At 73.3% G+C, this 21,848-nt stretch carries 20 protein-coding genes; 14 read left to right on the plus strand and 6 right to left on the minus strand.

What is annotated here, in order from left to right; all coding sequences use genetic code 11:
• Positions 1-17: 17 nt before the first annotated feature.
• Complete coding sequence (gene allB, locus IO33_RS0124100) at positions 18-1,358, minus strand: allantoinase AllB (RefSeq protein WP_031168434.1); 1,341 nt, start codon at positions 1,356-1,358, stop codon at positions 18-20.
• 272 nt (positions 1,359-1,630) lie between these two features.
• Here allB and IO33_RS0124105 point away from each other — a divergent pair, with 272 nt between their 5' ends.
• On the plus strand, positions 1,631-2,425 hold the full coding sequence (locus IO33_RS0124105) for an IclR family transcriptional regulator (RefSeq protein ID WP_031168436.1): 795 nt from the start codon (positions 1,631-1,633) through the stop codon (positions 2,423-2,425).
• A 185-nt stretch (positions 2,426-2,610) separates the two neighbouring features.
• Here the strand turns inward: IO33_RS0124105 and IO33_RS0124110 are convergent, their stop codons facing one another.
• A complete protein-coding gene (locus IO33_RS0124110) occupies positions 2,611-2,928 on the minus strand; it encodes a DUF5955 family protein (RefSeq protein ID WP_037685822.1) in 318 nt (105 codons plus the stop codon).
• A 129-nt stretch (positions 2,929-3,057) separates the two neighbouring features.
• Here IO33_RS0124110 and IO33_RS0124115 point away from each other — a divergent pair, with 129 nt between their 5' ends.
• On the plus strand, positions 3,058-3,660 hold the full coding sequence (locus IO33_RS0124115) for a nucleotidyltransferase family protein (RefSeq protein WP_031168440.1): 603 nt from the start codon (positions 3,058-3,060) through the stop codon (positions 3,658-3,660).
• 184 nt (positions 3,661-3,844) lie between these two features.
• Complete coding sequence (aceB, locus tag IO33_RS0124120; RefSeq protein WP_031168442.1) at positions 3,845-5,470, plus strand: malate synthase A; 1,626 nt, start codon at positions 3,845-3,847, stop codon at positions 5,468-5,470.
• Between the two features lie 63 nt (positions 5,471-5,533).
• On the opposite strand, the gene IO33_RS0124125 is transcribed toward aceB, so the two are convergent.
• Complete coding sequence (locus tag IO33_RS0124125) at positions 5,534-6,448, minus strand: HipA family kinase (protein WP_031168444.1); 915 nt, start codon at positions 6,446-6,448, stop codon at positions 5,534-5,536.
• 378 nt (positions 6,449-6,826) lie between these two features.
• Here IO33_RS0124125 and IO33_RS0124130 point away from each other — a divergent pair, with 378 nt between their 5' ends.
• Positions 6,827-7,675 carry a CAP domain-containing protein gene (locus IO33_RS0124130; RefSeq protein WP_031168446.1) on the plus strand — a complete coding sequence of 283 codons (849 nt, stop codon included), beginning with the start codon at positions 6,827-6,829 and terminating at the stop codon, positions 7,673-7,675.
• A 10-nt stretch (positions 7,676-7,685) separates the two neighbouring features.
• Here IO33_RS0124130 and IO33_RS0124135 read toward each other — a convergent pair whose 3' ends face one another.
• On the minus strand, positions 7,686-9,194 hold the full coding sequence (locus tag IO33_RS0124135; protein WP_031168448.1) for an IucA/IucC family protein: 1,509 nt from the start codon (positions 9,192-9,194) through the stop codon (positions 7,686-7,688).
• A 76-nt stretch (positions 9,195-9,270) separates the two neighbouring features.
• Here IO33_RS0124135 and IO33_RS0124140 point away from each other — a divergent pair, with 76 nt between their 5' ends.
• Genes IO33_RS0124140 through IO33_RS0124150 form a run of 3 tightly spaced genes read left to right on the plus strand, consistent with a single transcriptional unit; the run spans position 9,271 to position 12,872 of the window.
• The gene (locus tag IO33_RS0124140; RefSeq protein WP_031168450.1) at positions 9,271-10,800 is read left to right on the plus strand and encodes an IucA/IucC family protein; all 1,530 of its coding nucleotides are present in this window, start codon (positions 9,271-9,273) and stop codon (positions 10,798-10,800) included.
• A gap of 9 nt (positions 10,801-10,809) precedes the next feature.
• Positions 10,810-12,072: a VWA domain-containing protein gene (locus IO33_RS0124145; RefSeq protein ID WP_031168452.1), complete on the plus strand. Its 1,263-nt coding sequence runs from the start codon at positions 10,810-10,812 to the stop codon at positions 12,070-12,072.
• Positions 12,072-12,872 carry a hypothetical protein gene (locus tag IO33_RS0124150; protein ID WP_031168454.1) on the plus strand — a complete coding sequence of 267 codons (801 nt, stop codon included), beginning with the start codon at positions 12,072-12,074 and terminating at the stop codon, positions 12,870-12,872. The genes IO33_RS0124145 and IO33_RS0124150 overlap by 1 nt, the downstream gene beginning before the upstream one ends.
• 47 nt (positions 12,873-12,919) lie before the next feature.
• Here IO33_RS0124150 and IO33_RS0124155 read toward each other — a convergent pair whose 3' ends face one another.
• A complete protein-coding gene (locus IO33_RS0124155; protein WP_031168456.1) occupies positions 12,920-13,546 on the minus strand; it encodes a winged helix-turn-helix transcriptional regulator in 627 nt (208 codons plus the stop codon).
• Positions 13,547-13,627: 81 nt separating this feature from the next.
• Here IO33_RS0124155 and IO33_RS0124160 point away from each other — a divergent pair, with 81 nt between their 5' ends.
• The 6 genes from IO33_RS0124160 (at position 13,628) to IO33_RS0124185 (ending at position 19,963) form a co-directional block, all read left to right on the plus strand.
• Positions 13,628-14,836 carry a pyridoxal phosphate-dependent aminotransferase gene (locus IO33_RS0124160; protein ID WP_031168458.1) on the plus strand — a complete coding sequence of 403 codons (1,209 nt, stop codon included), beginning with the start codon at positions 13,628-13,630 and terminating at the stop codon, positions 14,834-14,836.
• A gap of 136 nt (positions 14,837-14,972) precedes the next feature.
• On the plus strand, positions 14,973-16,790 hold the full coding sequence (locus IO33_RS0124165; RefSeq protein ID WP_245235859.1) for a trypsin-like serine peptidase: 1,818 nt from the start codon (positions 14,973-14,975) through the stop codon (positions 16,788-16,790).
• Positions 16,791-16,864: 74 nt separating this feature from the next.
• Positions 16,865-18,025, plus strand: coding sequence for an EstA family serine hydrolase (locus IO33_RS0124170; protein WP_031168462.1), 1,161 nt, complete (start codon positions 16,865-16,867; stop codon positions 18,023-18,025).
• A gap of 35 nt (positions 18,026-18,060) precedes the next feature.
• Entirely contained in the window at positions 18,061-18,660 is a 600-nt protein-coding gene (locus IO33_RS0124175) for a histidine phosphatase family protein (RefSeq protein WP_031168464.1), read from the plus strand.
• A gap of 189 nt (positions 18,661-18,849) precedes the next feature.
• Complete coding sequence (locus tag IO33_RS0124180) at positions 18,850-19,488, plus strand: hypothetical protein (protein ID WP_031168466.1); 639 nt, start codon at positions 18,850-18,852, stop codon at positions 19,486-19,488.
• Between the two features lie 52 nt (positions 19,489-19,540).
• Complete coding sequence (locus IO33_RS0124185; RefSeq protein WP_031168468.1) at positions 19,541-19,963, plus strand: acyl-CoA thioesterase; 423 nt, start codon at positions 19,541-19,543, stop codon at positions 19,961-19,963.
• Between the two features lie 16 nt (positions 19,964-19,979).
• Here IO33_RS0124185 and IO33_RS0124190 read toward each other — a convergent pair whose 3' ends face one another.
• On the minus strand, positions 19,980-20,834 hold the full coding sequence (locus IO33_RS0124190) for an NAD(P)H-binding protein (protein WP_031168470.1): 855 nt from the start codon (positions 20,832-20,834) through the stop codon (positions 19,980-19,982).
• Between the two features lie 102 nt (positions 20,835-20,936).
• Here IO33_RS0124190 and IO33_RS0124195 point away from each other — a divergent pair, with 102 nt between their 5' ends.
• Positions 20,937-21,782 carry a helix-turn-helix domain-containing protein gene (locus IO33_RS0124195; RefSeq protein ID WP_051926919.1) on the plus strand — a complete coding sequence of 282 codons (846 nt, stop codon included), beginning with the start codon at positions 20,937-20,939 and terminating at the stop codon, positions 21,780-21,782.
• Positions 21,783-21,848 lie beyond the last annotated feature (66 nt).

The following is a 21,848-nucleotide window of genomic DNA, read 5'->3' on the forward strand; positions in this document are numbered from 1 at the left end:
GTGGATGCGGGAGTGGCTTACTGGGGGCGGGCGAGCAGCGCGCCCTTCGGCTCGGTGAACGCGCCGCCGTTGACGATGCGTTCGCCGCGCAGCCAGGTGGACTTCACGACGCCGTACAGGGTCTTGCCGGCGTACGCGGTGACCCGGTTGCGGTGCTGGAGACCGGCCGGGTCGACGGTGAAGGTCTCGTCGGGGGCGAGGACCGCGAAGTCGGCGTCACGGCCGGGAGCGATCGCGCCCTTGACGGCGTCGAGGCCGGCCAGGGCCGCGGTTCGGGCGGACATCCAGCGGACCACGTCCTCCAGGGTGTGGCCGCGCCTGCGGGCCTCGGTCCACACGGCGGAGAGGCTGAGCTGGAGGCCGGAGATGCCGCCCCAGGCGGTGGCGAAGTCGTCGGTCTTCAGGTCGGCGGTGGAGGGCGAGTGGTCGGTGACGACACAGTCGATGGTGCCGTCGGCCAGCGCCTCCCAGAGGAGGTCCTGGTTGGCGGCCTCACGGATGGGCGGGCAGCACTTGAACTCGCTGGCCCCGTCCGGGACTTCCTCGGCGGTCAGGGTGAGGTAGTGCGGGCAGGTCTCCACGGTGATCTGCACACCCTCGGCGCGGGCGGCGCGGATCAGCGGCAGCGCGTCGCCGGAGGACAGGTGCAGGACGTGCACGCGCGCGTGGAGGCGGCGGGCCTGCGCGATCAGGTTCGCGATGGCGGTGTCCTCGGCGTCGCGCGGGCGGGAGGCGAGGAAGTCGGCGTACCTGGGGCCGCCGTGCTGCGGGGCGGCGGCGAGGTGGTGCGGGTCCTCGGCGTGCACGATCAGCAGTCCGCCGAAGCCGGCGATCTCCGCCAGGGACTGGGCGAGCTGCTCCTGGCCGAGGTGCGGGAACTCGTCCACGCCGGACGGGGACAGGAAAGCCTTGAAGCCGAAGACACCGGCGTCGTGCAGCGGGCGCAGGTCCTTGACGTTGTCCGGCAGGGCGCCGCCCCAGAAGCCGACGTCGATGTGCGCCTTGTCGCGGGCCACGTCCTGCTTCACCCGCAGGTGCTCGGTGGTCGTGGTCGGCGGGAGGGAGTTGAGCGGCATGTCGATCAGGGTGGTGATGCCGCCTGCCGCCGCCGCCCGCGTGGCGGTCCAGAAGCCCTCCCACTCGGTGCGGCCGGGGTCGTTGACGTGCACGTGGGTGTCCACCAGGCCGGGCAGCAGGACCTGGTCGTCGAGCTCCTCCAGCCGCGCGCCGGCCGGGATCTCGGTGTCGTGCGGCAGGACGGCCGTGATCTTCCCGGCGGACACGGCGACCGCGGCGGCCCGTGTCCCCTCCGGAGTGATGACGCGCGTCGAGCGCAGGACCAGTTCAGCGTCGGACACCCGAACCCCTCTCTGTACCGCCGTTTTACGCCCAGGAAACGGGATTTACACTCACGTAACGGATTTCAACGTTCTGTTGAAGGAGTCTTCACTCCCGCTTCTCCGCCGTCAAGGGGCACACTTCTGGTCAGCACGCGGCCGCACACACTCTGGACGTTTCCACAAAGCGGAATTAGAATTCCAGCAAGCAGAACGTAGCTACGTACAAGCAGGGAGTCAACCGGCCGCCGGGTAGGCTTCTGCCCTCCTGCCAGCCCCGAAAGGAACGCGCCGTGCCGACGTCCAGCGCCAGCACCACCGACTCCGCCAAGCCCTCCGCCGGCGGCGGGGTCCAGTCCCTGGAGCGTGCCTTCGACCTGCTGGAGCGGATGGCGGACGCCGGCGGCGAGGTGGGCCTCAGCGAGCTGTCCGCCACCAGCGGCCTGCCGCTGCCGACCATCCACCGGCTGATGCGCACCCTGGTCGCCTGCGGATACGTCCGCCAGCAGCCGAACCGGCGGTACGCGCTCGGCCCCCGCCTCATCCGGCTCGGCGAGTCGGCGTCCCGGCTGCTCGGCACGTGGGCGCGGCCGTACCTCGCACGGCTGGTCGAGGAGACCGGTGAGACGGCGAACATGGCGCTGCTGGACGGCGACGAGATCGTGTACGTGGCCCAGGTGCCCTCGAAGCACTCGATGCGGATGTTCACCGAGGTGGGGCGCCGGGTGCTGCCGCACTCCACCGGGGTGGGCAAGGCCCTGCTCGCCGGGGTGCCGGACGACGAGGTGCGGGCGCTGTTGTCCCGCACGGGCATGCCGGCCGCCACGGAGAAGACCATCACCACGCCGGAGGGCTTCCTCGCGGCGCTGGAGGACGTGCGGCGGGCGGGGTACGCCGTCGACGACAACGAGCAGGAGATAGGGGTGCGGTGCCTGGCGGTGTCCGTGCCGGAGTCCCCGACGGCCGCGGCGATCTCGATCTCGGGGCCGGCCGGGCGGGTCACCGAGGCGGCCACGGACAAGATCGTGCCGGTGCTGCAGGAGATCGCCCTTGAGCTGTCCCAGGCGCTGGCGAGTTCGGGCGCCTGAGAGCCCGCAGGGGCGTTCACCGTCGGCGGGTGCGGCCGTGTCGTGCGTGGTCGTTCGCACGGTTCCCCGCGCCCCCGGGCCGGCACCTCCGGTGCTGTGGCCGGAAAGGTCGGCCGGAAAGCTCGCGGCGTCCGGTGCCAGGGGCACCTCCCACGCCTTTCGGGCTGTGGGGGAGCATCGCAGCACTAGCCCCGCTGCGTCGGCTCCCCGAAGAGATCCACGGCCTCCCGGACGCCGGTCAGACCCCTCGCCAGGGCACTGACCGAGCCGATGGCTCCGGCGATCAGTAACAGCGAGCTGCGCAGGCGGGGGATCTCCGGGCGGCCGCCCGTGGCCATCGCCGCCAGGGCCGCCAGCTCGTCCTCGGCTATGGCACGGTCGGGGAACTCGGACGGGAGCGCGGCGAGTTCGCGGCGCAGCCGGGACACCGCGGTCCGCAGCTCCGCCACCCTCGGGTCCTCGCCGCTGCCGGTCACTGGCCTCTGCCCCAAGCTCCGCAACACAGCCCTCCCCCTCTCACGCCGTCGTGCGCGGGCCAGTAAACGCCACCGCGTCCGGGAGCGCCACAGCGCGGACCGAAATTCAGCCCAAGGAAACGGGCCGCCGCCGGGCGCGTCAGGTATGCAGGACGCATGACGGACAAGCATCACGAGGAGGTCGCCGGGCTGCTGCTCGCCGCCGGCGGGGGCAGACGGCTCGGCGGGCGCCCCAAGGCGCTGCTGGAGCACCGGGGGCGCCCGCTGGTCGAGCACGCGGTCGGGCTGCTGCGCGCGGCCGGATGCGCGCGCGTACACGTCGTCCTGGGCGCCCGCGCCGGCGACGTGCGGGCGCGGGCCGACCTGACCGGCTGCGTGCTGGTGGACAACCCCGACTGGGCCGAGGGCATGGGCTCCTCGCTGCGGGCCGGACTGGCCTCGCTGGCCGGCACCGGGGCCCGCGCGGCGCTGGTCAGCCTCGTCGACCAGCCGGGTATCGGGGCGGCGGCCGTGGCGCGGGTGCTCGGCGCGTACGAGGACGAGAAATCGCTGGTCTCGGCCGCCTACGACGGCACGCGCGGGCATCCGGTGCTCTTCGGCGCGGCCCACTGGCCGGGCATCGCGGCGACGGCCACCGGGGACCGCGGGGCCCGCGCCTACCTGACGGAGCACGCCGGGCACATCCGGCTCGTGGAGTGCGCGGACGTGGCCGAGCCGTACGACATCGACACCGAGGCCGACCTGCGCCACCTTGAGTGAAGAGGGTGGCACTGGGCGCCACCTTGCCTCGACTCAGAGAATCTCGACATCAACAAACCATTGAAGTTCCACAATGAGGAAACTACTATCCACTGTTCAGAAGCGCCTGACCGCACAGCGGGCGCTGTTTGCCCTATTCGTGCCTCTTGGCACCCGGTGCCACCGCTGAAGGAAGTGACAGCTCATGTCCGCACCAGCGCCGTCTCCGCTGGCCATCGTCGACGCCGAGCCCCTGCCCCGGCAGGAAGAGGTCCTCACGGACGCGGCGCTCGCCTTCGTGGCGGAGCTGCACCGACGGTTCACCCCGCGCCGTGACGAACTCCTCGCCCGCCGGGCCGACCGCCGCGCCGAGATCGCCCGCACCTCCACGCTCGACTTCCTGCCCGAGACCGCCGCCATCCGCGCGGACGACTCCTGGAAGGTCGCCCCGGCTCCCGCCGCGCTGAACGACCGGCGCGTCGAGATCACCGGCCCCACCGACCGCAAGATGACCATCAACGCGCTCAACTCGGGCGCACGGGTGTGGCTCGCCGACTTCGAGGACGCCTCCGCGCCCACCTGGGAGAACGTGGTCCTCGGCCAGGTCAACCTGATCGACGCCTTCACCCGCCGCATCGACTTCACCGACCCGGCGTCCGGGAAGTCGTACGCCCTGCGGCCGAACGAGGAGCTGGCCACCGTCGTCATGCGCCCGCGCGGCTGGCACCTGGACGAGCGGCACCTGGCCGACGCCGACGGCCGTGCCGTCCCGGGCGCCTTGGTCGACTTCGGCCTGTACTTCTTCCACAACGCCCAGCGGCTGCTGGACCTCGGCAAGGGCCCGTACTTCTATCTGCCGAAGACCGAGTCGCACCTGGAAGCCCGCCTGTGGAACGACGTGTTCGTCTTCGCGCAGGACTACGTCGGCATCCCGCAGGGCACCGTCCGCGCCACCGTCCTGATCGAGACGATCACGGCCGCGTACGAGATGGAGGAGATCCTCTACGAACTGCGCGACCACGCCGCGGGGCTGAACGCCGGCCGCTGGGACTACCTGTTCTCGATCGTCAAGAACTTCCGTGACGGCGGCGCCAAGTTCGTCTTGCCGGACCGCAACGCGGTCACGATGACGGCCCCGTTCATGCGGGCGTACACCGAACTCCTGGTCCGCACCTGCCACAAGCGCGGCGCGCACGCGATCGGCGGCATGGCGGCCTTCATCCCCTCCCGGCGGGACGCCGAGGTCAACAAGGTGGCCTTCGAGAAGGTCCGTGCCGACAAGGACCGCGAGGCGAACGACGGTTTCGACGGCTCCTGGGTCGCCCACCCCGACCTCGTCCCGATCGCCATGGAGTCCTTCGACAAGGTCCTCGGCGACAGGCCGAACCAGAAGGACCGGCTGCGCGAGGACGTCCGCGTCGAGGCGGCCGACCTGATCGCCATCGACTCGCTGGACGCGAAGCCGACGTACGCCGGGCTGGTCAACGCCGTCCAGGTCGGCATCCGGTACATCGAGGCCTGGCTGCGCGGGCTCGGCGCGGTCGCCATCTTCAACCTCATGGAGGACGCGGCCACCGCCGAGATCTCCCGCTCCCAGATCTGGCAGTGGATCAACGCGGGCGTCGAGTTCGAGAACGGCGAGAAGGCCACGCCGGAGCTGGCCCGCAAGGTCGCCGCCGAGGAGCTGTCCGACATCCGCCAGGAGATCGGCGAGGAGGCCTTCGCGGCCGGCCACTGGCAGGAGGCCCACGACCTGCTGCTGCACATCTCCCTGGACGACGACTACGCCGACTTCCTGACCTTGCCGGCGTACGAGCAGCTCAAGGGCTGACACACCGGGCGCCACGGCGCGTCGAGCGGCTCCGGGCAGCGTCCCGGGGCCGCTCGCGCGCGCTCAGCCCAGGTGCGCCGACCAGTCCTGTTCCGCCGCCGGCTTGCCGTGCAGGTCGGGGACGCGCTTGAGCCAGTCCGGGCGGCCCGCCTGTGTCCTCGCCGCACGGGCGGCCTCCTCGGCCGCGAGTTGCTCGCGGCTCGGGAAGTCGGCGGGCAGCCACTGGTGCGACAGGCGGACGCGGGCCAGGAGGTAGTCGACGTAGGCGGCGCGCACGTCGTCCGGGGCCGCGAAGCCGGCGTCCTCGGCCAGCCAGGCGTCCGGGACCTCGGCGACGATCCCGCGCAGCAGCTCCTCGGTCACCCGTGGGGCGAGTTCGGCGTCGGCGGCGCGGACGTCGGGGCCGTAGTGACCGAGGGCGTGCCGGCGGAAGTCGTACCTCTTGCCCGGGGCCGTGGTGTCCCAGCGGTGGTGGAAGACGAGGGCGGCGCCGTGGTCGATGAGCCACAGGCGCGGCGGTGCGGTGCCCAACGTCGGCCAGACCATGAGGTTGGAGCTGTGGACCGTGCGGTCGACGTTGACGGTCAGCGCGTCCAGCCAGACGATCCGGCCGGCCTCCAGCGGGTCGACGGGAAAGGTCTGCGCGATCTCCGGGGTGAAGTCCCGGGCGCCCGGCAGATAGTCCATGCCGAGATTGACGCCCGCGCTCGCGCCGTGCAGCTCCCGCACCTCCTGGTGCGGTTCGCCGGCGGCGATGGCCGGATCGAAGTGGACGAGGACCAGCTCGGGGAAGCGCAGGCCGAGCGCGCGGGCGAGTTCGCCGACGATCACCTCGGCGACCAGCGCCTTGTGCCCCTGCGCCGAGCCGGTGAACTTCACGACGTACGTGCCGTCGTCGTCGGCCTCGACGACTCCGGGCACCGAGCCGCCGGAGCGCAGCGGGGTCACGTATCGAACAGCAGTCACGTCGCGCAGCACGTCGTTCAGGGTAGGCGCTGCACCTCTCAGGGGCGCCGAGGGTGAGGTCTGTCACACGAACCCGGGCTACTAACCATGCGGACTAGTAGAGACAGCCACGGTGACATATGGGATTTGTCCGGCTTGCCGTGGGCTTGGGGTGATCTACGGGCGACGGTTCGCCGCCCGCCCGCCGGTCTCCCGGATTCCTCTCCAGCAGAGCGGTTCTGACGCGCCGCCAGCAGTGAGCAAACATCGCGAACGCGAAGTCTGCATTCCTCGGCTCGCCTGGCAAGGGGCGGCCGGGCCTCCTAGCCGGCGTAGTAGCACGGCCCTTTGCGCTCCTTGTGCGGGCGTCCTGAGAATGAGCGCCCGGCGATCACCGAGTGAGGTTCACGCATGGGCAAGCACCGCAGGACACAGCATCTCCGGCGGATAGTCATCGCCGCCGTCGCCATCGGCGCGGTGGGGGTGCCGTCCGTCGCCCTGGCCTGTTCCGACTGGCCGTACGGCACGGCGGACCCGTCCGACGTCGCCGCGACGAGCACGCCGCAGCAGCGGTGGCAGCACGCCCACTGGCATCACCACCGCAATCACCACCACCACGCCGGCACACCGCGGACCACCGTGTCCCCCGAGCCCCGCGCCACCGCTCACCCGAGCACCGGCACGAAGGTCACGGTCCGCACGCCCGCGCGGACGCCTGCTCCCCGCCCGCCCAGGGCCACCACCGCCGTGCCCGCGGCCCCTGCCGCGCCGAGCACGCCGAAGGCCGCACCTAGCACCCCGAAAGCCACGCCGAGCACGCCGAAGGCCGCACCGAGCACCCCGAAGGCCGCACCGAGCACGCCGAAGGCCACCGCCACGGCGTCCGGGGTCGTCGCGCGGATCGTGCAGCTCGTCAACGCCGAGCGCGCCAAGGCCGGTTGCCAGGCCCTGACCCTCAACCCGGCGCTGACCAAGGCCGCGCAGGCCCACAGCGCGGACATGGCGGCCCACCAGAACATGTCGCACACCGGCTCCGACGGCTCCTCCCCGGGCGACCGCATCACGGGCGCCGGCTACGACTGGAGCGCCTACGGCGAGAACGTCGCCTATGGATACGGCACCGCCGACGAGGTCATGGCGGGCTGGATGTCCAGCCCCGGACACCGGGCCAACATCCTCAACTGCTCGTTCCAGGAGATCGGCGTCGGTCTCGCGCAGCCGGGCAGCTACTGGACCCAGGACTTCGGCACCGCCCGGTAGAAAGCGCGGGTCAGCGACCCGCCAGCGGGTTCGGCAGGGGCAGATAGCGGGCGTCCGCGCCGTCCGCGCCGGTCCAGCGCAGCAGCAGGTTGGTCTTGCCGGGCAGGGTGGGCGAGGCGAGCAGGGCGGGGACCTCGGGCAGCGGGTGCCGGGCGAGTTCGTCGCGGGCGGCGGGCCAGGGGTCGAATCCCGGGTGGTGTTCGCCGAGGGCGGCGGCGATCTCGGCGAGGTGGTTCACCACCAGGCAGTAGACCAGCCGCTCCCAGCCCGCGGCCCTGCTCACGTCCGGCAGCAGCTTGACGCCCTCGGCGTCCCGGAACAGCGCCTGGACGGGCGTGCCGGCCGCGTCCACGGCGACGAGGGTGTTCTGGAGGTGGGCCTCCAGGACGACGCCGTGCTCGTCGAAGGCCGCCAGGGCGGGCGGGACGACCTGGCGCAGATACGCCGCCCACCAGGCCGCCGGGTCGGCCGCACGGGCCAGCGGGCTGCCGTCGAAGCCCTCGGCGAGGGCGGCGGCGAGCAGCGGGGTGGCGCCCGGCAGCAGGCGCTCGCGCAGGCCGTCGCGGACGAGGACGGCCAGCTCCTCGAAGGCGAAGGCGGCCGTGCGGTAGCCGCGGTCGCTCAGCCAGGCCGCGGGCGGGGCCAGCGCCGTGAAGGCGTGCCCGGCCGCCGTGTCGGTGCGGCGCAGCCGGCGCAGGTCATGGCGCCACAGGCGGCGGATGTCGTTGGTGATGCGGACGTCCAGGCTGAACTTCAGGAACAGGTCACGCGGCGGCGCGTACACCGTGCGGACCGCCGCCGTGGGCCAGGCGTCGAAGGCGGTCTCGCCGAGGCGGAGCAGACGGCCGTCGGCGAAGGCCTCGGCCAGCTCCCGGCCCACCAGCTCCAGCTGCCAGGGATGGGCCGGCAGCAGCCGGTAGCCGGGCGGGGCGGTGCCGAGCGCGTCCAGGGCACCGGTGTCGCCCTCCTCGGCCACCTGGTCCTCGCGGACACCGAGCAGCACCAGCGGGAAACGGGCGTGCGCCTCGGGCGCGTACGGCAGCCAGGACGCGACCGGGCCGCCGCCGCGCGCCTTGGGGGCGGGGTGGCACGGGTGCCCGGTGATCAGTGACTGCTCGGACAGCAGATAGGGGTCCGCGGGGGGCGTCGCCCGGGCGCGGGCGGTGAGCAGCGCGGCGACCGCGTCCCGGCTGTCGACCATCTCGGCGGGCAGGTCGCCGCCCGGCAGCCCGGTGTGCCGGCGCAGCTCCTCGGCGACCAGCTTGACCAGTTCGGTGTGCCCGACGCGGTGCCAGCCCCCGGCCGCGCGCACCTCGGGGTCGGTGGGACGCCGGCCGGCGCGCACGCGCAGCAGCCGCCCGCTCGGCAACCGGTGCACCCACCGGCCACCGGGGGCCGGGAGCGGCTCGGCCACCTCGCGCAGCAGGCAGTTCAGCAGCGGCGCGGCCGCGTAGGCGTCGGCGCGGCGGCCGACGGCGTCGGTGGGGGGTGTGAGGTCCACGCGATCCGTTCGTTTCATCGGGGGTCGTCGCGCTCAGTATGTCTGTCGTCCCTGACAACCGTCCCGCGTGCAGCGGGCAACCGAGGAGCCGACCGTGCACCGTCCCCCCACGACCGAAGCCCAGGTCGCCGAGGAGCTGGCCGCCGTCCGGCCGGCGTTGCTGCCCCGGTACACGGCGGAACTGCCGGGCGCCCGTGCCGCCGTGCTGACCCGGCTGTGGCGGGCGCTGGCCCACGAGCCGCTGGCGTGGGTCACCGGCCGGGTGCACGGCGCGCACAGCCTGGCGCTGCGGCTCGCCGACGGCCGGACGCTGTACGGCCCGCACGCGGACCCGTACGCCACGAGCGCCTACGTCACCGGCGTCCGCCTGGACCGGGAGCGCCATGTCGATCCGGCCGGTCTGATGACCGCCCTCGCGGTGCCGCACGGCGCCGCGTTCGCCGCCGAACTGGCGGGCAGCGTCGCCTCGTTGGCGCTGTCGCGGGCCGGTGCGGATCACTCGAAGGAGTGGCCGCTGGGGGTCCCCCCGGCCGAGGACTGGGAGTGGGAGCAGCGGGTGACCGACGGGCATCCGTACCACCCCGCCTGCCGCTCCCGGCCCGGTTTCTCGGTGGCCGACCAACTGGCGTACGGACCGGAGCACCGGCCGGTGGTGGAGCTGGGGACGGTGCCGGTGCCCGCGGCCGAGTGCCTGGTGAGCGGTGACTGGCCGGAGGAACTGCGCGACGGCGGACGGCTGCTGGTGCCCGTCCACCCGTGGCAGGCCGACCACGTCCTGGAGCGCTCGTACGACCCCTGGCGCCCCGGCCGTCCGCTGCTGTCCCTGCGCACCCTCGCGCTGCCGGGCCGCGTACACGTCAAGACCGCCCTGAGCGCCCGGCTGACGTCCTCGGTGCGGGACATCTCCCTGTACTCGGTCCAGGCCGCGGCGCCGTTGTCCGCCCTCGCCGCGCAGCTGGCGGCGCGCACCGACGGCCTGCTGCACATCACCCGCACGCTGGGCGCCGTCTCGGCGCACTCCCCCGACCTGGCCGCGCTGCTGCGCGAGTCGCCCGAGGCGTACGCGGGCCCCGGTGAACGGGTCCTGCCGGTGGCCGCGCTCCCCGCCACCGGCCTGCCGGACACCCCCGCCTGGACGGCCGCGTTCGCCCGCCTGGCGCTGACCGTGGGCCTGCGCCTGCTCGACCTCGGTGTGGCCCTGGAGGCGCACGGCCAGAACCTGCTGGTGGTGCTGGCCGCCGACGGCACCCCGCTGCGGCTGGTCTACCGCGATCTGGCCGACATCCGGATCAGCCCGGCCCGCCTGACCCGCCACGGCATCGTCCCGCCGGCGCTCACCGGGCGCCTGATCACCGACGACGAAACGGCCCTGCGCCGCAAGCTGTTCGGCTCCCTGGTGGCGGGCGCGCTGGCCGGTACGGCGGGGTCGGGCGCGGCGCTGGGCGCGGCCCTGTCCGCCGCCGTGGCGGACCTCCCGGACACCGCCGACGCGCGTTTCCTGCGCGAAGGCCCGCTGCCGGCCAAGGCGTTGACCCTGATGCGGCTGTCCCCGCGGATCCCGGGCGACCAGTGGACGTCCCTGCCGAACCCGCTCGTTTTGGAGCCCGGCCCGTCCGTTCCATAGGATCCGCCGATGATCACAAGACAACGGCTGGCGGCGGGCGTCTGTGCTCTGCTCGCCGCCCTGGCGGCCGGGGTCGCGTTCCCCGGCGGAGCCGTCGCCGACGAGACGCAGGCGGCCGCTCCGAAGGTCGAACTCGTGCTGGACGTCAGCGGTTCGATGCGCACGCGGGACATCGACGGCGACTCCCGGATGGCCGCGGCGAAGCAGGCGTTCAACGAGGTGCTGGACGCGACCCCCGAGGAGGTCCGGCTCGGCATCCGCACCCTGGGCGCCAACTACCGCGGCGACGACCGCAAGGAGGGCTGCAAGGACACCGCGCAGCTCTACCCGGTCGGGCCGCTGAACCGGACCGACGCCAAGACGGCGGTGGCCACGCTGCAGCCGACCGGCTGGACGCCGATCGGGCCCGCGCTGCTGAAGGCGGCGGACGACCTGAACGGCGGCGAAGGGACCCGCCGTATCGTCTTGATCAGCGACGGCGAGGACACCTGCCAGCCGCTCGACCCGTGCGAGGTGGCCCGCGAGATAGCCGCCAAGGGCATCGGACTGACCATCGACACCCTCGGGCTGGTGCCGGACGCCAAGACCCGCGACCAGCTCAGCTGCATCGCGGACGCCACCGGCGGCACCTACACCGACGTCCGGCACAGGGAGCAGCTGTCGGACCGCGTCGGGCAGCTGGTGGACCGGGCGGCCGATCCGGTGGTGACACCGGTGGCCACCGAGGGCGCCGCGAGCTGCGAGAAGGCGCCGACGCTGAAGTCCGGGCTGTACACGGACCGTCAGGAGTTCGGGCAGCAGCGCTGGTACAAGGTCGAGGTCGATCCCGGCAGGGAGCTGCGGGCCTCGGTGAGCGTGGCCGACGACCGCGCCGTGAACCCGGACTACGGGGTGCTGCTGCGGGCGGTGACCTCGCACGGACGGGAGATCGTGCGCGGCGAGGCCGCCGGCACGGGCCGTACGGACGTGATCTCCACCGGTCTGCGCTATCCGAAGGCGGACAGCGACGACGACACGGCGCCCGCGGAGACGGTGTGTCTCCAGGTCACCCACTCCTTCTCGGCCGCGGCGGGTGTGAAGACCACACCGGGTCTGCCGCTGGAGCTGACCGTCGACGTCGTGGACGGGCCGTCCGGGCACCATGACGTGGCCGCCTTCGGTCTCGGGCGCGGCTGGTGGCTGCTGGGCGCGCTGGTGCTGACCGGCTTCCTGGCGGGTCTGCTGTGGGGCTGGCTGTCGCGCTGGCGGGTCGCGGTCTGGAGGACGAACTGATGCGGATCACACGTGTGCTGAGTACGGCGCTGCTCGCGCTGGGCCTCGCGGCCGGACCGGCCGTGGCCGACTCCTCCCCGTCTCCCGGCGCCTCCGACGACGGCAAGGCGCCCACGCAGGCGGGCACCTCGTTCCGTACGGCGACGGAGCTGCGGCAGGGCCAGCAGGCCACGGCGTCCGGTTCGACGGGTGACTACCTGTACTGGTCGTTCCCCGCGGACACCGGGCAGCGGCCCACCGTCAAGGCGACGGTGAAGCTGCCGGCGACGCACGGGGCGCAGACCTGGCAGATCGACGTGTACGACGGGCTGCGGCGGCGCCAGGCCTGCCAGTACGGGGCGGCGTCCCGTACGGCCGGGCAGGACGCGTCCTCCGTGGACCTGGCCTGTGTGCTGCGGACCGTGCGCGGCTGGTCGGAGCCGTGGGCCGACGACCCGCTGCCGGGGACGTACTACATCCGGCTGACGGTCGTGGACCTGGGCTCCGCCGACCTGGGCAAGGCGGTGAGCGCCGACGTCCGCGTGGACTCCAAGGACATCGGCGGCGCGGCGGCGGTGGACGGCTCGCTGGGCAAGCCGCTGGTGCCCGGGATCGCCGTCAGGTCCGAGAAGGACGGGGACGGTTCGAAGACGGCGGTGCTGTCCAGCTTCGGCTCCGACGACGGCTGGTCCTCCGGCTGGTGGTCCGACCGCTGGGTGTGGACCGCGATCGGCGGCGTGCTCGCGGCGCTCGCCGGGATCGGCGGGTACGCGCTGACGCGGGGATCGGGACGGCCGTCCCGGGTGCCGCCGAGCGTCTGAGCAGACGCACCGGAAGGCCCGCCGCCGGCGGGCCTTCCGTTTGCGTGTCACACCTCCCGCAGCGCCTTGGCGAGCGTGCCCTCGCCGCTCACCGTCACCCGGCCGGACCGGACGGCGTCGGCCAGCGTCAACTCCCCGCGGGCCACGGCCTCGCAGACCGCCGCGTCCAGGGCCAGCCGGGCGTCGGCCGCGCCGGGCGCGGGGCCGTCGCCGTACACCGGGCCCTCCTGCGCGCCGACGCGCAGATGAAACTCCCCTTCCTCCAGCTGCACCGCCACGATCCCCTCCCCCTCCAGGGCGCGCAGCAGCGGCAGCGCGAACCAGTGGGCGCGGACCGCGTCGGTCGGCCGCCGCTCGCCCAGCTCGGCCTCGCCCCAGTTGCCCAGGGCCTGCAGCACGGGGAGCAACCCCCGCCCCCGCTCGCTGAGTTCGTAGACGTAGGCCGCACCCGGCGGCGGCAGCCGGCGGCGGGTGGCGAGGCCGTCGCGCTCCATGTCCTTCAGCCGCGAGGCGAGTACGTCCGTGCTCACGCCGGGCAGGTCCGCGTGCAGGTCCGTGTAGCGGCGCGGGCCGGCCAGCAGTTCGCGGACGATCAGCAGGGTCCAGCGGTCGCCGACGAGGTCGAGGGCGCGGGCTGCGGAGCAGTACTGGTCGTAGCTTCGGCGTGGTGACATGCGACGCAGTCTAGACACGTTGTTGGACTTTCCAAGCTCGAACTTGGTAAAACCAAGCAACACGAGTTTCCGGAGGGGTCCATGGAGTTCCGGCAGTCGAACAAGCTCAGCGGGGTCTGTTACGAGATCCGCGGCCCGGTGATCGAGCACGCCAACGCACTGGAGGAGGCCGGGCACAGCGTGCTGCGCCTGAACACCGGCAACCCCGCCGCCTTCGGTTTCGAGGCACCGGAGGAGATCCTCCAGGACATGATCCGGATGCTGCCGCAGGCGCACGGCTACACCGACTCCCGCGGCATCCTCTCCGCCCGCCGGGCGGTCGCCCAGCGCTACCAGAACCTCGGCCTGGAGGTCGGCGTGGACGACGTCTTCCTGGGCAACGGCGTCTCGGAGCTGGTCTCCATGGCAGTGACGGCCCTGGTCGAGGACGGCGACGAAATCCTCATCCCCGCCCCGGACTTCCCGCTCTGGACCGCCGCGACCACCCTGGCCGGCGGCAAGGCGGTCCACTACCTGTGCGACGAACAGGCCGACTGGAACCCGGACCTGGCCGACATGGCCTCGAAGATCACGGACCGGACGAAGGCCGTGGTCATCATCAACCCCAACAACCCGACGGGCGCGGTGTATCCGAAGGAGGTCGTCGAGGGCATCCTGGACCTGGCCCGCCGGCACGGCCTGATGGTGTTCGCCGACGAGATCTACGACCAGATCCTGTACGACGACGCGGTCCACCACTCGGCCGCCGCCCTCGCCCCCGACCTGGTCGTCCTCACCTTCTGCGGCCTGTCGAAGACCTACCGGGTGGCGGGCTTCCGCTCCGGCTGGCTGGTCGTGACCGGCCCCCGGCAGCACGCGAAGGACTATCTGGAGGGCCTGACCATGCTGGCCTCCATGCGCCTGTGCGCCAACGCGCCGGCCCAGTACGCCATCCAGGCCGCGCTCGGCGGCCGCCAGTCCATCCGCGAACTGACGCTTCCGGGCGGCCGGTTGCACGAGCAGCGGAACGTGGCCTGGGAGAAGCTCAACGAGATCCCCGGCGTGTCCTGCGTGAAGCCCAAGGGCGCGCTGTACGCGTTCCCGCGCATCGACCCGAAGGTGCACCGGATCCACGACGACGAGAAGTTCGTCCTCGACCTGCTGCTGCGCGAGAAGATCCAGGTGGTCCAGGGCACCGGCTTCAACTGGCCCTCCCCCGACCACTTCCGCGTCCTCATCCTGCCGCACGCGGAGGACCTGGAGGCGGCGATCGGCCGGATCGGACGGTTCCTCGGCGGGTACCGGCAGTAGCCCGTTTCACACATTCGCTCGCCTGTGCGAAGATCGCCCCGCACGAACCGGGGGATCTTCACGTCTGACCAGCGCCGCGCCGCCGTTCCCCCGGGTCCGGTTCCAGCAGACCCGCAGCAGACCAGGGGGAGCACCGTTGATCTCGTCCAGAAAACCGTCCTCGTCGCGCATACGCCGGACGACCGTCGCCGTGGTGTGCGGCGCCGCCCTCGGGGGCGGGATGGCGCCCGCGCAGGCCGCGACCGCCGCGCCGCCGGCGCCTTCGGCCGGGCAGGAGGCGCGGCAGGCCGCGCGGTTCTGGACCGCGCAGCGGATGGCGGACGCGGCGCCGCTGGACGGGCACCGGGCCCGGCCGGCGGGACCCGGTCCGTCGGCCGCGGCGGCGGGCCGCCCGCAGGGCACCCTGTTCCCGGGGACGCGGCTGGTGGGCACGTTCTTCGGGTCCGACGGGCCGGGAGGCACCACCTGGCACTGCACCGGCAGCGTGATCGACACCCCCGCGAGGAACATCGTCCTCACGGCCGCCCACTGCGCGCTGAACATGAAGGGCGACTACGTCTTCGTCCCCAAGTTCGTGAAGGGCGCGAGCCCCGACCGGCAGCCCTACGGCATCTTCCACATCCAGCGGATCTTCATCGACCCCCGGTACGTGCCCGACAGGGGATCGTCGACCACCAAGAAGCCCGCGTCCGACCTCGACACCGCGTTCGCCCGGGTCTCCGCCAACCAGCGCGGCCAGAGTCTCCAGGACGCGGTCGGCGGCGGGCTGACCTTCACCCGCGCGTCCGGATACACCCACAAGAACGTCACCGTCGTCGGCTACCCCGCCTACCGGCACAACGCCGCCGGACGCGCCGTCAAGTGCACCGTGCCGACCAAGCAGCTCCCCGGCTACCGGCAGATGTCGATGACCTGCGGCGGCTACTACGGCGGCGTGTCCGGCAGCCCGTGGATCACCGACTACAAGGACGACGCGGGCACCGGTCACGTCATCGGCGACCTCGGCGGCTACAACGGCGGCGGCAACGACGCGAACGTCGACTACATCAGCTACGCCCCCGCGTTCGGCACCGACGCCGCCAACCTCCTCGCCGCCGCGGTGGCGAACCAGAACCCGGCCGCCGGTCTGCCGCCCTACCAGGGGCTCCAGTTGCCCGGTGGGGCGGCCCGCTGGCAGAAGGCCGCGCTGATGGCCTCCGCGGACTACACCGGTGACGGCCACGGCGACCTGCTCGTCGTCTGGTCCGACGGCGGGGTCACGCTGTACCCGGGAGACGGCGACGGTGCGTTCGGTGCCGAGAAGCGGCTGCTGAAGGCCAACTCCACCTGGACGCACGCCCGGAACATCACCGCCGGGACGTTCACCGGCGGCCGCCCGGGCCTGCTGGTGCGCTGGTCGGACGGCGAGGCGACCCTCTACCCGGACCTCGGCGCCTCCGGGATCGGCAGGGAGGTGCAGATGGCCAAGCCCCGCTCCGACTGGAAGAACGTCGTACAGCTCACCGCCGGGCAGTTCCACGGGGCCGACGGTGCGACCGATGTGCTGGCGCGGCGGTCCGACGGCACGCTGCTGCTGTACACGGGGATCCGCTCCGGCTCCTTCGGCACCGGCAAGCGGCTCCTCGCGGCGAACGGCACCTGGACCAAGGCCGCGCTGCTGAGCGGCGGCGCCTTCAAGGGCACGGCCGGCTCGGACCTGCTCGTGCGCTGGTCCGACGGCTCCCTCGACAGCTACACCGGTGTCTCGGCCGCCGGGCCCGGCACCCGGTCCCGGCTGCTCGGCCCGAACGGCACCTGGCCGCACGCCCAGGTCATGACCACCGGCGACCTCACCTCCGACCACACCGGCAACGACCTGGTCGTGCGCTGGTCCGACGGCGAGACCACGCTGTACGCAGGTACCGGCGCCAAGGCCCTCGGCACCGAGAACACACTGGTCCTGCCGGGCACCTGAGCCGCCGGGAATGCCCCGCGGCCGGCCGCCGTTGACGATCCCTGTTGGTGATCAACGGACAGGGGGAGCGACACATGCCGATCGATGTGCACGGCACGGTGGCAGAGGGATTCGAGGGCGTACGTGAGGAGTTCGCGGCCGTGCTCGCCGGGGAACGGGACGACCCGGGCGCCCAGCTCGTGGTGTACCGGCACGGGCGGCGCGTGGTGGATCTGTGGGGCGGCGACGGCATCGACGGTGACTCGCTGACGACCCTGTACTCCATCGCCAAGGGAGCGGCGCACCTCGTCGTCGCCCTGCTCGTCCAGGACGGGGTGCTCGACCTCGACCGTGAAGTGGCCGCCTACTGGCCCGAGTTCGGCACGCACGGCAAGGCCCGGCTGACGCTGGGCGAGCTGCTGGAGCACCGGGCGGGACTCGTCAGCGACCCCGAACAGCCCTTCACCGTCGAGGAGCTGGCCGACGACCGGGTCGTCGCGGCCCGGCTGGCGACGCGCAGGCCGCTGTGGGAGCCGGGCAGCGCCTGGGGCTATCACGCCTTCGTCATCGGCGCCCTCACCGGCGAGGTGGTGCGCCGGGCGACCGGCCGGTCGATCCAGGAACTGTACGAGGAGCGCATCCGGGCGCCGTACGGGCTCGACCACCACCTGGGGCTGCCCGCCGCGGCGGAGCCGCGCTGGGTGGACGTCCAGCCGCTGGTGCCGACCCCCCAGGAGGCCGCGCTGCTGAAGGAGCGGGCGGCGGCTCCGGACAGCATCCGGGGCATCGCCTTCAACGCGCACGGCCCGGCCCCGACCGACCTGGTGGCCTTCGGCAACCACCCCCGGGTCAAGGCCCTCGGGCCGGCCTCCTCGGGCGGGGTGGGCAACGCGCGCGGCGTCGCCGGGATGTACGCGGCCGCCATCTCCACCGTGGACGGCCGGCCGCCGCTGCTCACGCCCGCGACCGCGGCCCTGTTCGGCGAGCTGCGCACCCCGGGCGGGCCGGACCTGGTCACCGGCAGCGAGAACCACTTCGCGCGCGGCTTCGAGCACACCCCCGCGCTCTACCCGTTCCTCGACCCCGGCACCTTCGGGCACAGCGGTGCGACCGGCTCGCTGGGCTTCGCCGACCCGGCGAACGGCATCGCGTACGCCTACACCCGGCGCCGGTTCTCCTTCCCCTCCGGGGTGGGCGCCGCTCCGGAGAACGGCCGTCTGGCGCAGTCCGTCCTGCGGGCCGCGGCCTCCCTGTGACACCGTGCTGACAGGCGAGCGGGAAGGGCGCTGACGTGGGTGACCTCTTTCTGGTCCGGCACGGTGAGACCGAGTGGTCGCGGTCCGGACGGCACACCGGCTGGACCGACGTACCTCTCACCGAGCACGGGCGTGAGGAGGCGCGCCGACTGGTGCCGCTGATCCGCTCGCACCGGATCGGGGCCGCGTTCGTCAGTCCCCTGCAGCGGGCCCGGGAGACCGCCGAACTCATCGGGGTCCACGACGCCCGGATCGACGCCGACCTGCGCGAATGGGACTACGGCGGCTACGAGGGCGTGACCACCGTGGAGATCCAGCGGGGCCGGCCCGGCTGGTTCCTGTTCACGGACGGGGTCCCCCCGGGGCCGCCGGAGCATCCGGGCGAGTCCCCGGAGCAGGTCGGCGAGCGCGCCGACCGGATGCTGGCCAAGGCCGACGCCGCCCTCGCGAACACCGAGGGCGTCGTCGTCCTGATCGCCCACGGTCACTTCCTGCGCGTCCTGACCGCCCGCCGCCTCGGCCTCCCGCCCGAGCACGGGGCCTTGTTCCAGCTGGCGACGGGGGCACTGTGCCGGCTGGGCACGGAGCACGGGCGGCCGGTGGTGGCGGGCTGGAACATCCGGCCGCAGGAGTAGGGCGCCGCGGGCCGTGGCACACCGGCGGCGGTAGACGGGCGACCGTGTACGGAAGCCTGTCCGCTGACGGTTGCGTACAGCCCTCTGTATACGCGGACTCCCCTCGTTGTCAGACCCGGACCGTACCCTGCGGAACGGGTCGTCCGGACGGGCGGCCCCGGACAGAGGACGGCACCGGGGGAGCACGCTGTGACACGACCGCCGACCGCCGCGCAGCGGCGTCTGATCGAGGCCGCCGATCCAGTGACCGGGCGGCTGCGCGGTACGCGGGCGCAGCTCGCGGCGCTGGTCGAGCGGGGGCTGGCCTTCCGTCACCCCCGGCCCCCGCACGCGTACTTCCTGACGCCCGCGGGGCACCGGACACGGGAGGCGGAGACCGCGGTGGCCGAGGAGACCGCGGTGGCCGAGGATCCCGCGCCCGCCGGGGGCGTGTTCGCGGCCCGGACCGGTGGCGAGCAGGGGCCGCCCGCGGCGGGGCCGGCACGCCTGCGGGAGGTGCGCAGTGCCTGGCAGGGGCTGCTGGAGCTGCGCCGGATGACCAACTCCGACGGCGCGGTGGACCGGCCGTGCGGATGGGAGCGCACGCATCTGGTGCGGGCGGTGGCGCTCGCCCTGGAGGCGGCCGGGCACCGTCCGGCGGGCGGGGACGCGGACGGCTACCGGGTCCGCGCGACCCCGCAGCCGGAGGCCGTCGCCGTGTACGCGCCGGACCCGGAGAGCCTGGCGGCCTGCGCGGTGACGCTCGCGGACGCGGGCTGGCAGGCCGGGGAGTACACCGAACCGCGGACGAGGGTGCGCTATCTGCTGGCCTCGCCGCGCCGGGTGTGAGCGGCATGCCAAGATCGATCGATCCCGGTTCCGAACACGAGAGGGACAAGCAGTGACCGAGGCCTTTTCCGTCCGTGTGACCGTCCGCGGTTACGAGACCGACACCCAGGGACACCTCAACCAGTCCGTGTACCTCAACTACGCGGAGCACGCCCGCTGGTCGTTACTGCAGGCGGCCGGCATAAGCCAGGCCCGCCTGATGGGCCGGGGGGTCGGTCCGGTGTCGCTGGAGACGACCATCCGCTTCCGGCGTGAACTGCTCGCCGGTGACGAGGTCGACGTGAGCTGCGGGTTCGAGTGGGACGGAGGGAAGACCTTCCGGATCGTCCAGGAGATCCGGAAGGCCGACGGCACCCTGGCGGCCGAGGTGAGCGCGGTGGGCGGCCTCCTGGACCTCAAGGAGCGCAAACTGGTGTCCGACCCTCGAAAGGTGTTCGAGGAACTGACCACGGACCTCGCCCTGTTCGGCCTGTAGTCCCCGGGCGTGCCCGTCAGGCGTCGCCGAAGGCGTCCCTGTGGTCCTGCGCCCACTCCCGGAACGACCGCGCCGGCCGGCCCAGGACCTCGGGTACATCCTCGGTGACCACCGCGTTGCCGCCGGCGCGGACGAACGCGAGGCCGGCCAGGACGCCGTCCGCCCGGGTCTCGTCGAAGCCCCAGGCGGTGCGCAGGAAGTCGCGGGTCTGCTCCGGCGACAGGTTCCGTGCCGCGACGGGGCGGCCCAGGACCTCGGCGAGCACGGCGGCCTGGCCGGGGACGTCGATCGCCTCGGGCCCGGTCAGGGTGTACGTGCGCCCCGCGTGCCGGCCCTCGACCAGGGCCCGCACGGCGACCGCGGCCACATCGCGCGGGTCGACCACGCCCGACGCGCCGGCCCCGGTCATGTTCGGCACCGGCTCGCCCGCCCGGAGTGCCTGGACCCAGCTCAGCGTGTTGGAGGCGAACGACGACGGCCGCAGCACCGTCCATGCGGCTCCGCTGTCCCGCACGGCCCGCTCGCCGTCCAGGTGCCAGAGCCCGGAGGGCCCGGAGGCGGCATCCCCGGTGCCGATCGCGGAGAGCTTCACCAGCCGGCCGACGCCCGCCGCGCGGGCCGCCGCGACCAGCGCCGCGTCCTGTCCCTCGTCGGGGCCGGGCGGCCGGAGCAGGAAGGCGGCCGTCACACCCGCCAGCGCGGCGTCCAGGGACGCCGGGTCGCGGTAGTCGCCGCGCGCCACCTCCACGCCGGCGGGTACCTGTGCCCGCGCCGGGTCGCGGGTGAGTGCGCGCACCTTCTCGCCGCGTGCGGCCAGCTGTCGTACGACGTCACCGCCGATGGTGCCCGTGGCACCCGTCACCAGAATCATGAGGACCACGATGGGCCCGTCGAGGGGCTCGGCTCTTGGAAATTCCGGCACGGCCGGCCCGCCCGGACGGCGTTCGGGGGCGCTTACGGTGGAGGGGTGCCGATGACCACCGCCGAGCAGGCTCCGACCACGCCCGAGGTGCTGCGCCCATGGATCGCCGGGCTGCGGACCCTGACCTTCGCCGAGCCGCCCGAGGAGACGTTCGTCCAGCTGCCCGACGCGGCGACCAAGGTGGTGCTGCGGATGACGGCCGACGGGCGGCGTGAGGTGCTGGCTGTCGGGCCGCGTGTGAGGGCCTCGTACCACGAGGGGAAGGCCCATGTCTCGTGTGTGGAGCTGCGCCTCGCACCGGGTACGGCCCGGCCCCTGCTGGGTGTTCCGGCCGCCGACCTGCTCGGCCGGGCCGTGGCACTGGACGAGTTGCCGGGCGCTGCGGGGCGCCGGCTCGCGCGTGAGCTGGGCCGGCTGGATCCGCGGGAGGCGGGGCCGCGTCTCGCCGAGGTGCTGCCCGGGCTGCTGTCCGCCGCCGTGGATCCGGCGCGGGCGGCGCTGCTGCGCGCGGGTGTGGAGGCGTTGTCCGTGCGGGCGGACCGGGAGCCCACGCGGGTGAGGGAGGTGGCCCGGGAACTGGCCGTCAGCGAACGCCAGTTGCGGAACCTGTTCACCGAGGGCGTCGGGGTGTCCCCGAAGCACTACGCCCGTATCGACCGTGTCCGTACGGTGGCCACCCGGGCGGGTAGTGCCCGCTGGGCCGAACTGGCGGCCGCGACCGGCTACTTCGACCAGGCACACATGTCGTCCGACTTCCGGTCCCTGATGGGGGTCCCGCCCCGCTCGTACGCCACGGGCCGGCTGCCGGCGCTGACCCCGTGTCAGGCCGGGTTCCGGCGGGCGGGCGGGGTGCCACCACAGGGCGCGGGAGGCGAGGGCAGGAAGCTCACCCCCTAGGCCGCGTACGACGGCCACCGTGCGCCGATCGCCTGCCACAGCGCGGCGCGGGGTACGGCGTCCTGC

It is taken from the genome of Streptomyces durhamensis, assembly GCF_000725475.1.
GTDB classification, from domain to species: domain Bacteria; phylum Actinomycetota; class Actinomycetes; order Streptomycetales; family Streptomycetaceae; genus Streptomyces; species Streptomyces filipinensis.

What these genes read in the sequence shown, in the direction of transcription:
- IO33_RS0124115 (WP_031168440.1), top strand. Translation starts at nt 3,058, where the DNA reads ATGACGGACAAGCATCACGAGGAGGTCGCCGGGCTGCTGCTCGCCGCC.
- aceB (WP_031168442.1), top strand. Translation starts at nt 3,845, where the DNA reads ATGTCCGCACCAGCGCCGTCTCCGCTGGCCATCGTCGACGCCGAGCCC.
- IO33_RS0124130 (WP_031168446.1), top strand. Translation starts at nt 6,827, where the DNA reads ATGGGCAAGCACCGCAGGACACAGCATCTCCGGCGGATAGTCATCGCC.
- IO33_RS0124135 (WP_031168448.1), bottom strand. Translation starts at nt 9,194, where the DNA reads ATGAAACGAACGGATCGCGTGGACCTCACACCCCCCACCGACGCCGTC.
- IO33_RS0124145 (WP_031168452.1), top strand. Translation starts at nt 10,810, where the DNA reads ATGATCACAAGACAACGGCTGGCGGCGGGCGTCTGTGCTCTGCTCGCC.
- IO33_RS0124150 (WP_031168454.1), top strand. Translation starts at nt 12,072, where the DNA reads ATGCGGATCACACGTGTGCTGAGTACGGCGCTGCTCGCGCTGGGCCTC.
- IO33_RS0124155 (WP_031168456.1), bottom strand. Translation starts at nt 13,546, where the DNA reads ATGTCACCACGCCGAAGCTACGACCAGTACTGCTCCGCAGCCCGCGCC.
- IO33_RS0124160 (WP_031168458.1), top strand. Translation starts at nt 13,628, where the DNA reads ATGGAGTTCCGGCAGTCGAACAAGCTCAGCGGGGTCTGTTACGAGATC.
- IO33_RS0124170 (WP_031168462.1), top strand. Translation starts at nt 16,865, where the DNA reads ATGCCGATCGATGTGCACGGCACGGTGGCAGAGGGATTCGAGGGCGTA.
- IO33_RS0124190 (WP_031168470.1), bottom strand. Translation starts at nt 20,834, where the DNA reads ATGATTCTGGTGACGGGTGCCACGGGCACCATCGGCGGTGACGTCGTA.
- IO33_RS0124195 (WP_051926919.1), top strand. Translation starts at nt 20,937, where the DNA reads ATGACCACCGCCGAGCAGGCTCCGACCACGCCCGAGGTGCTGCGCCCA.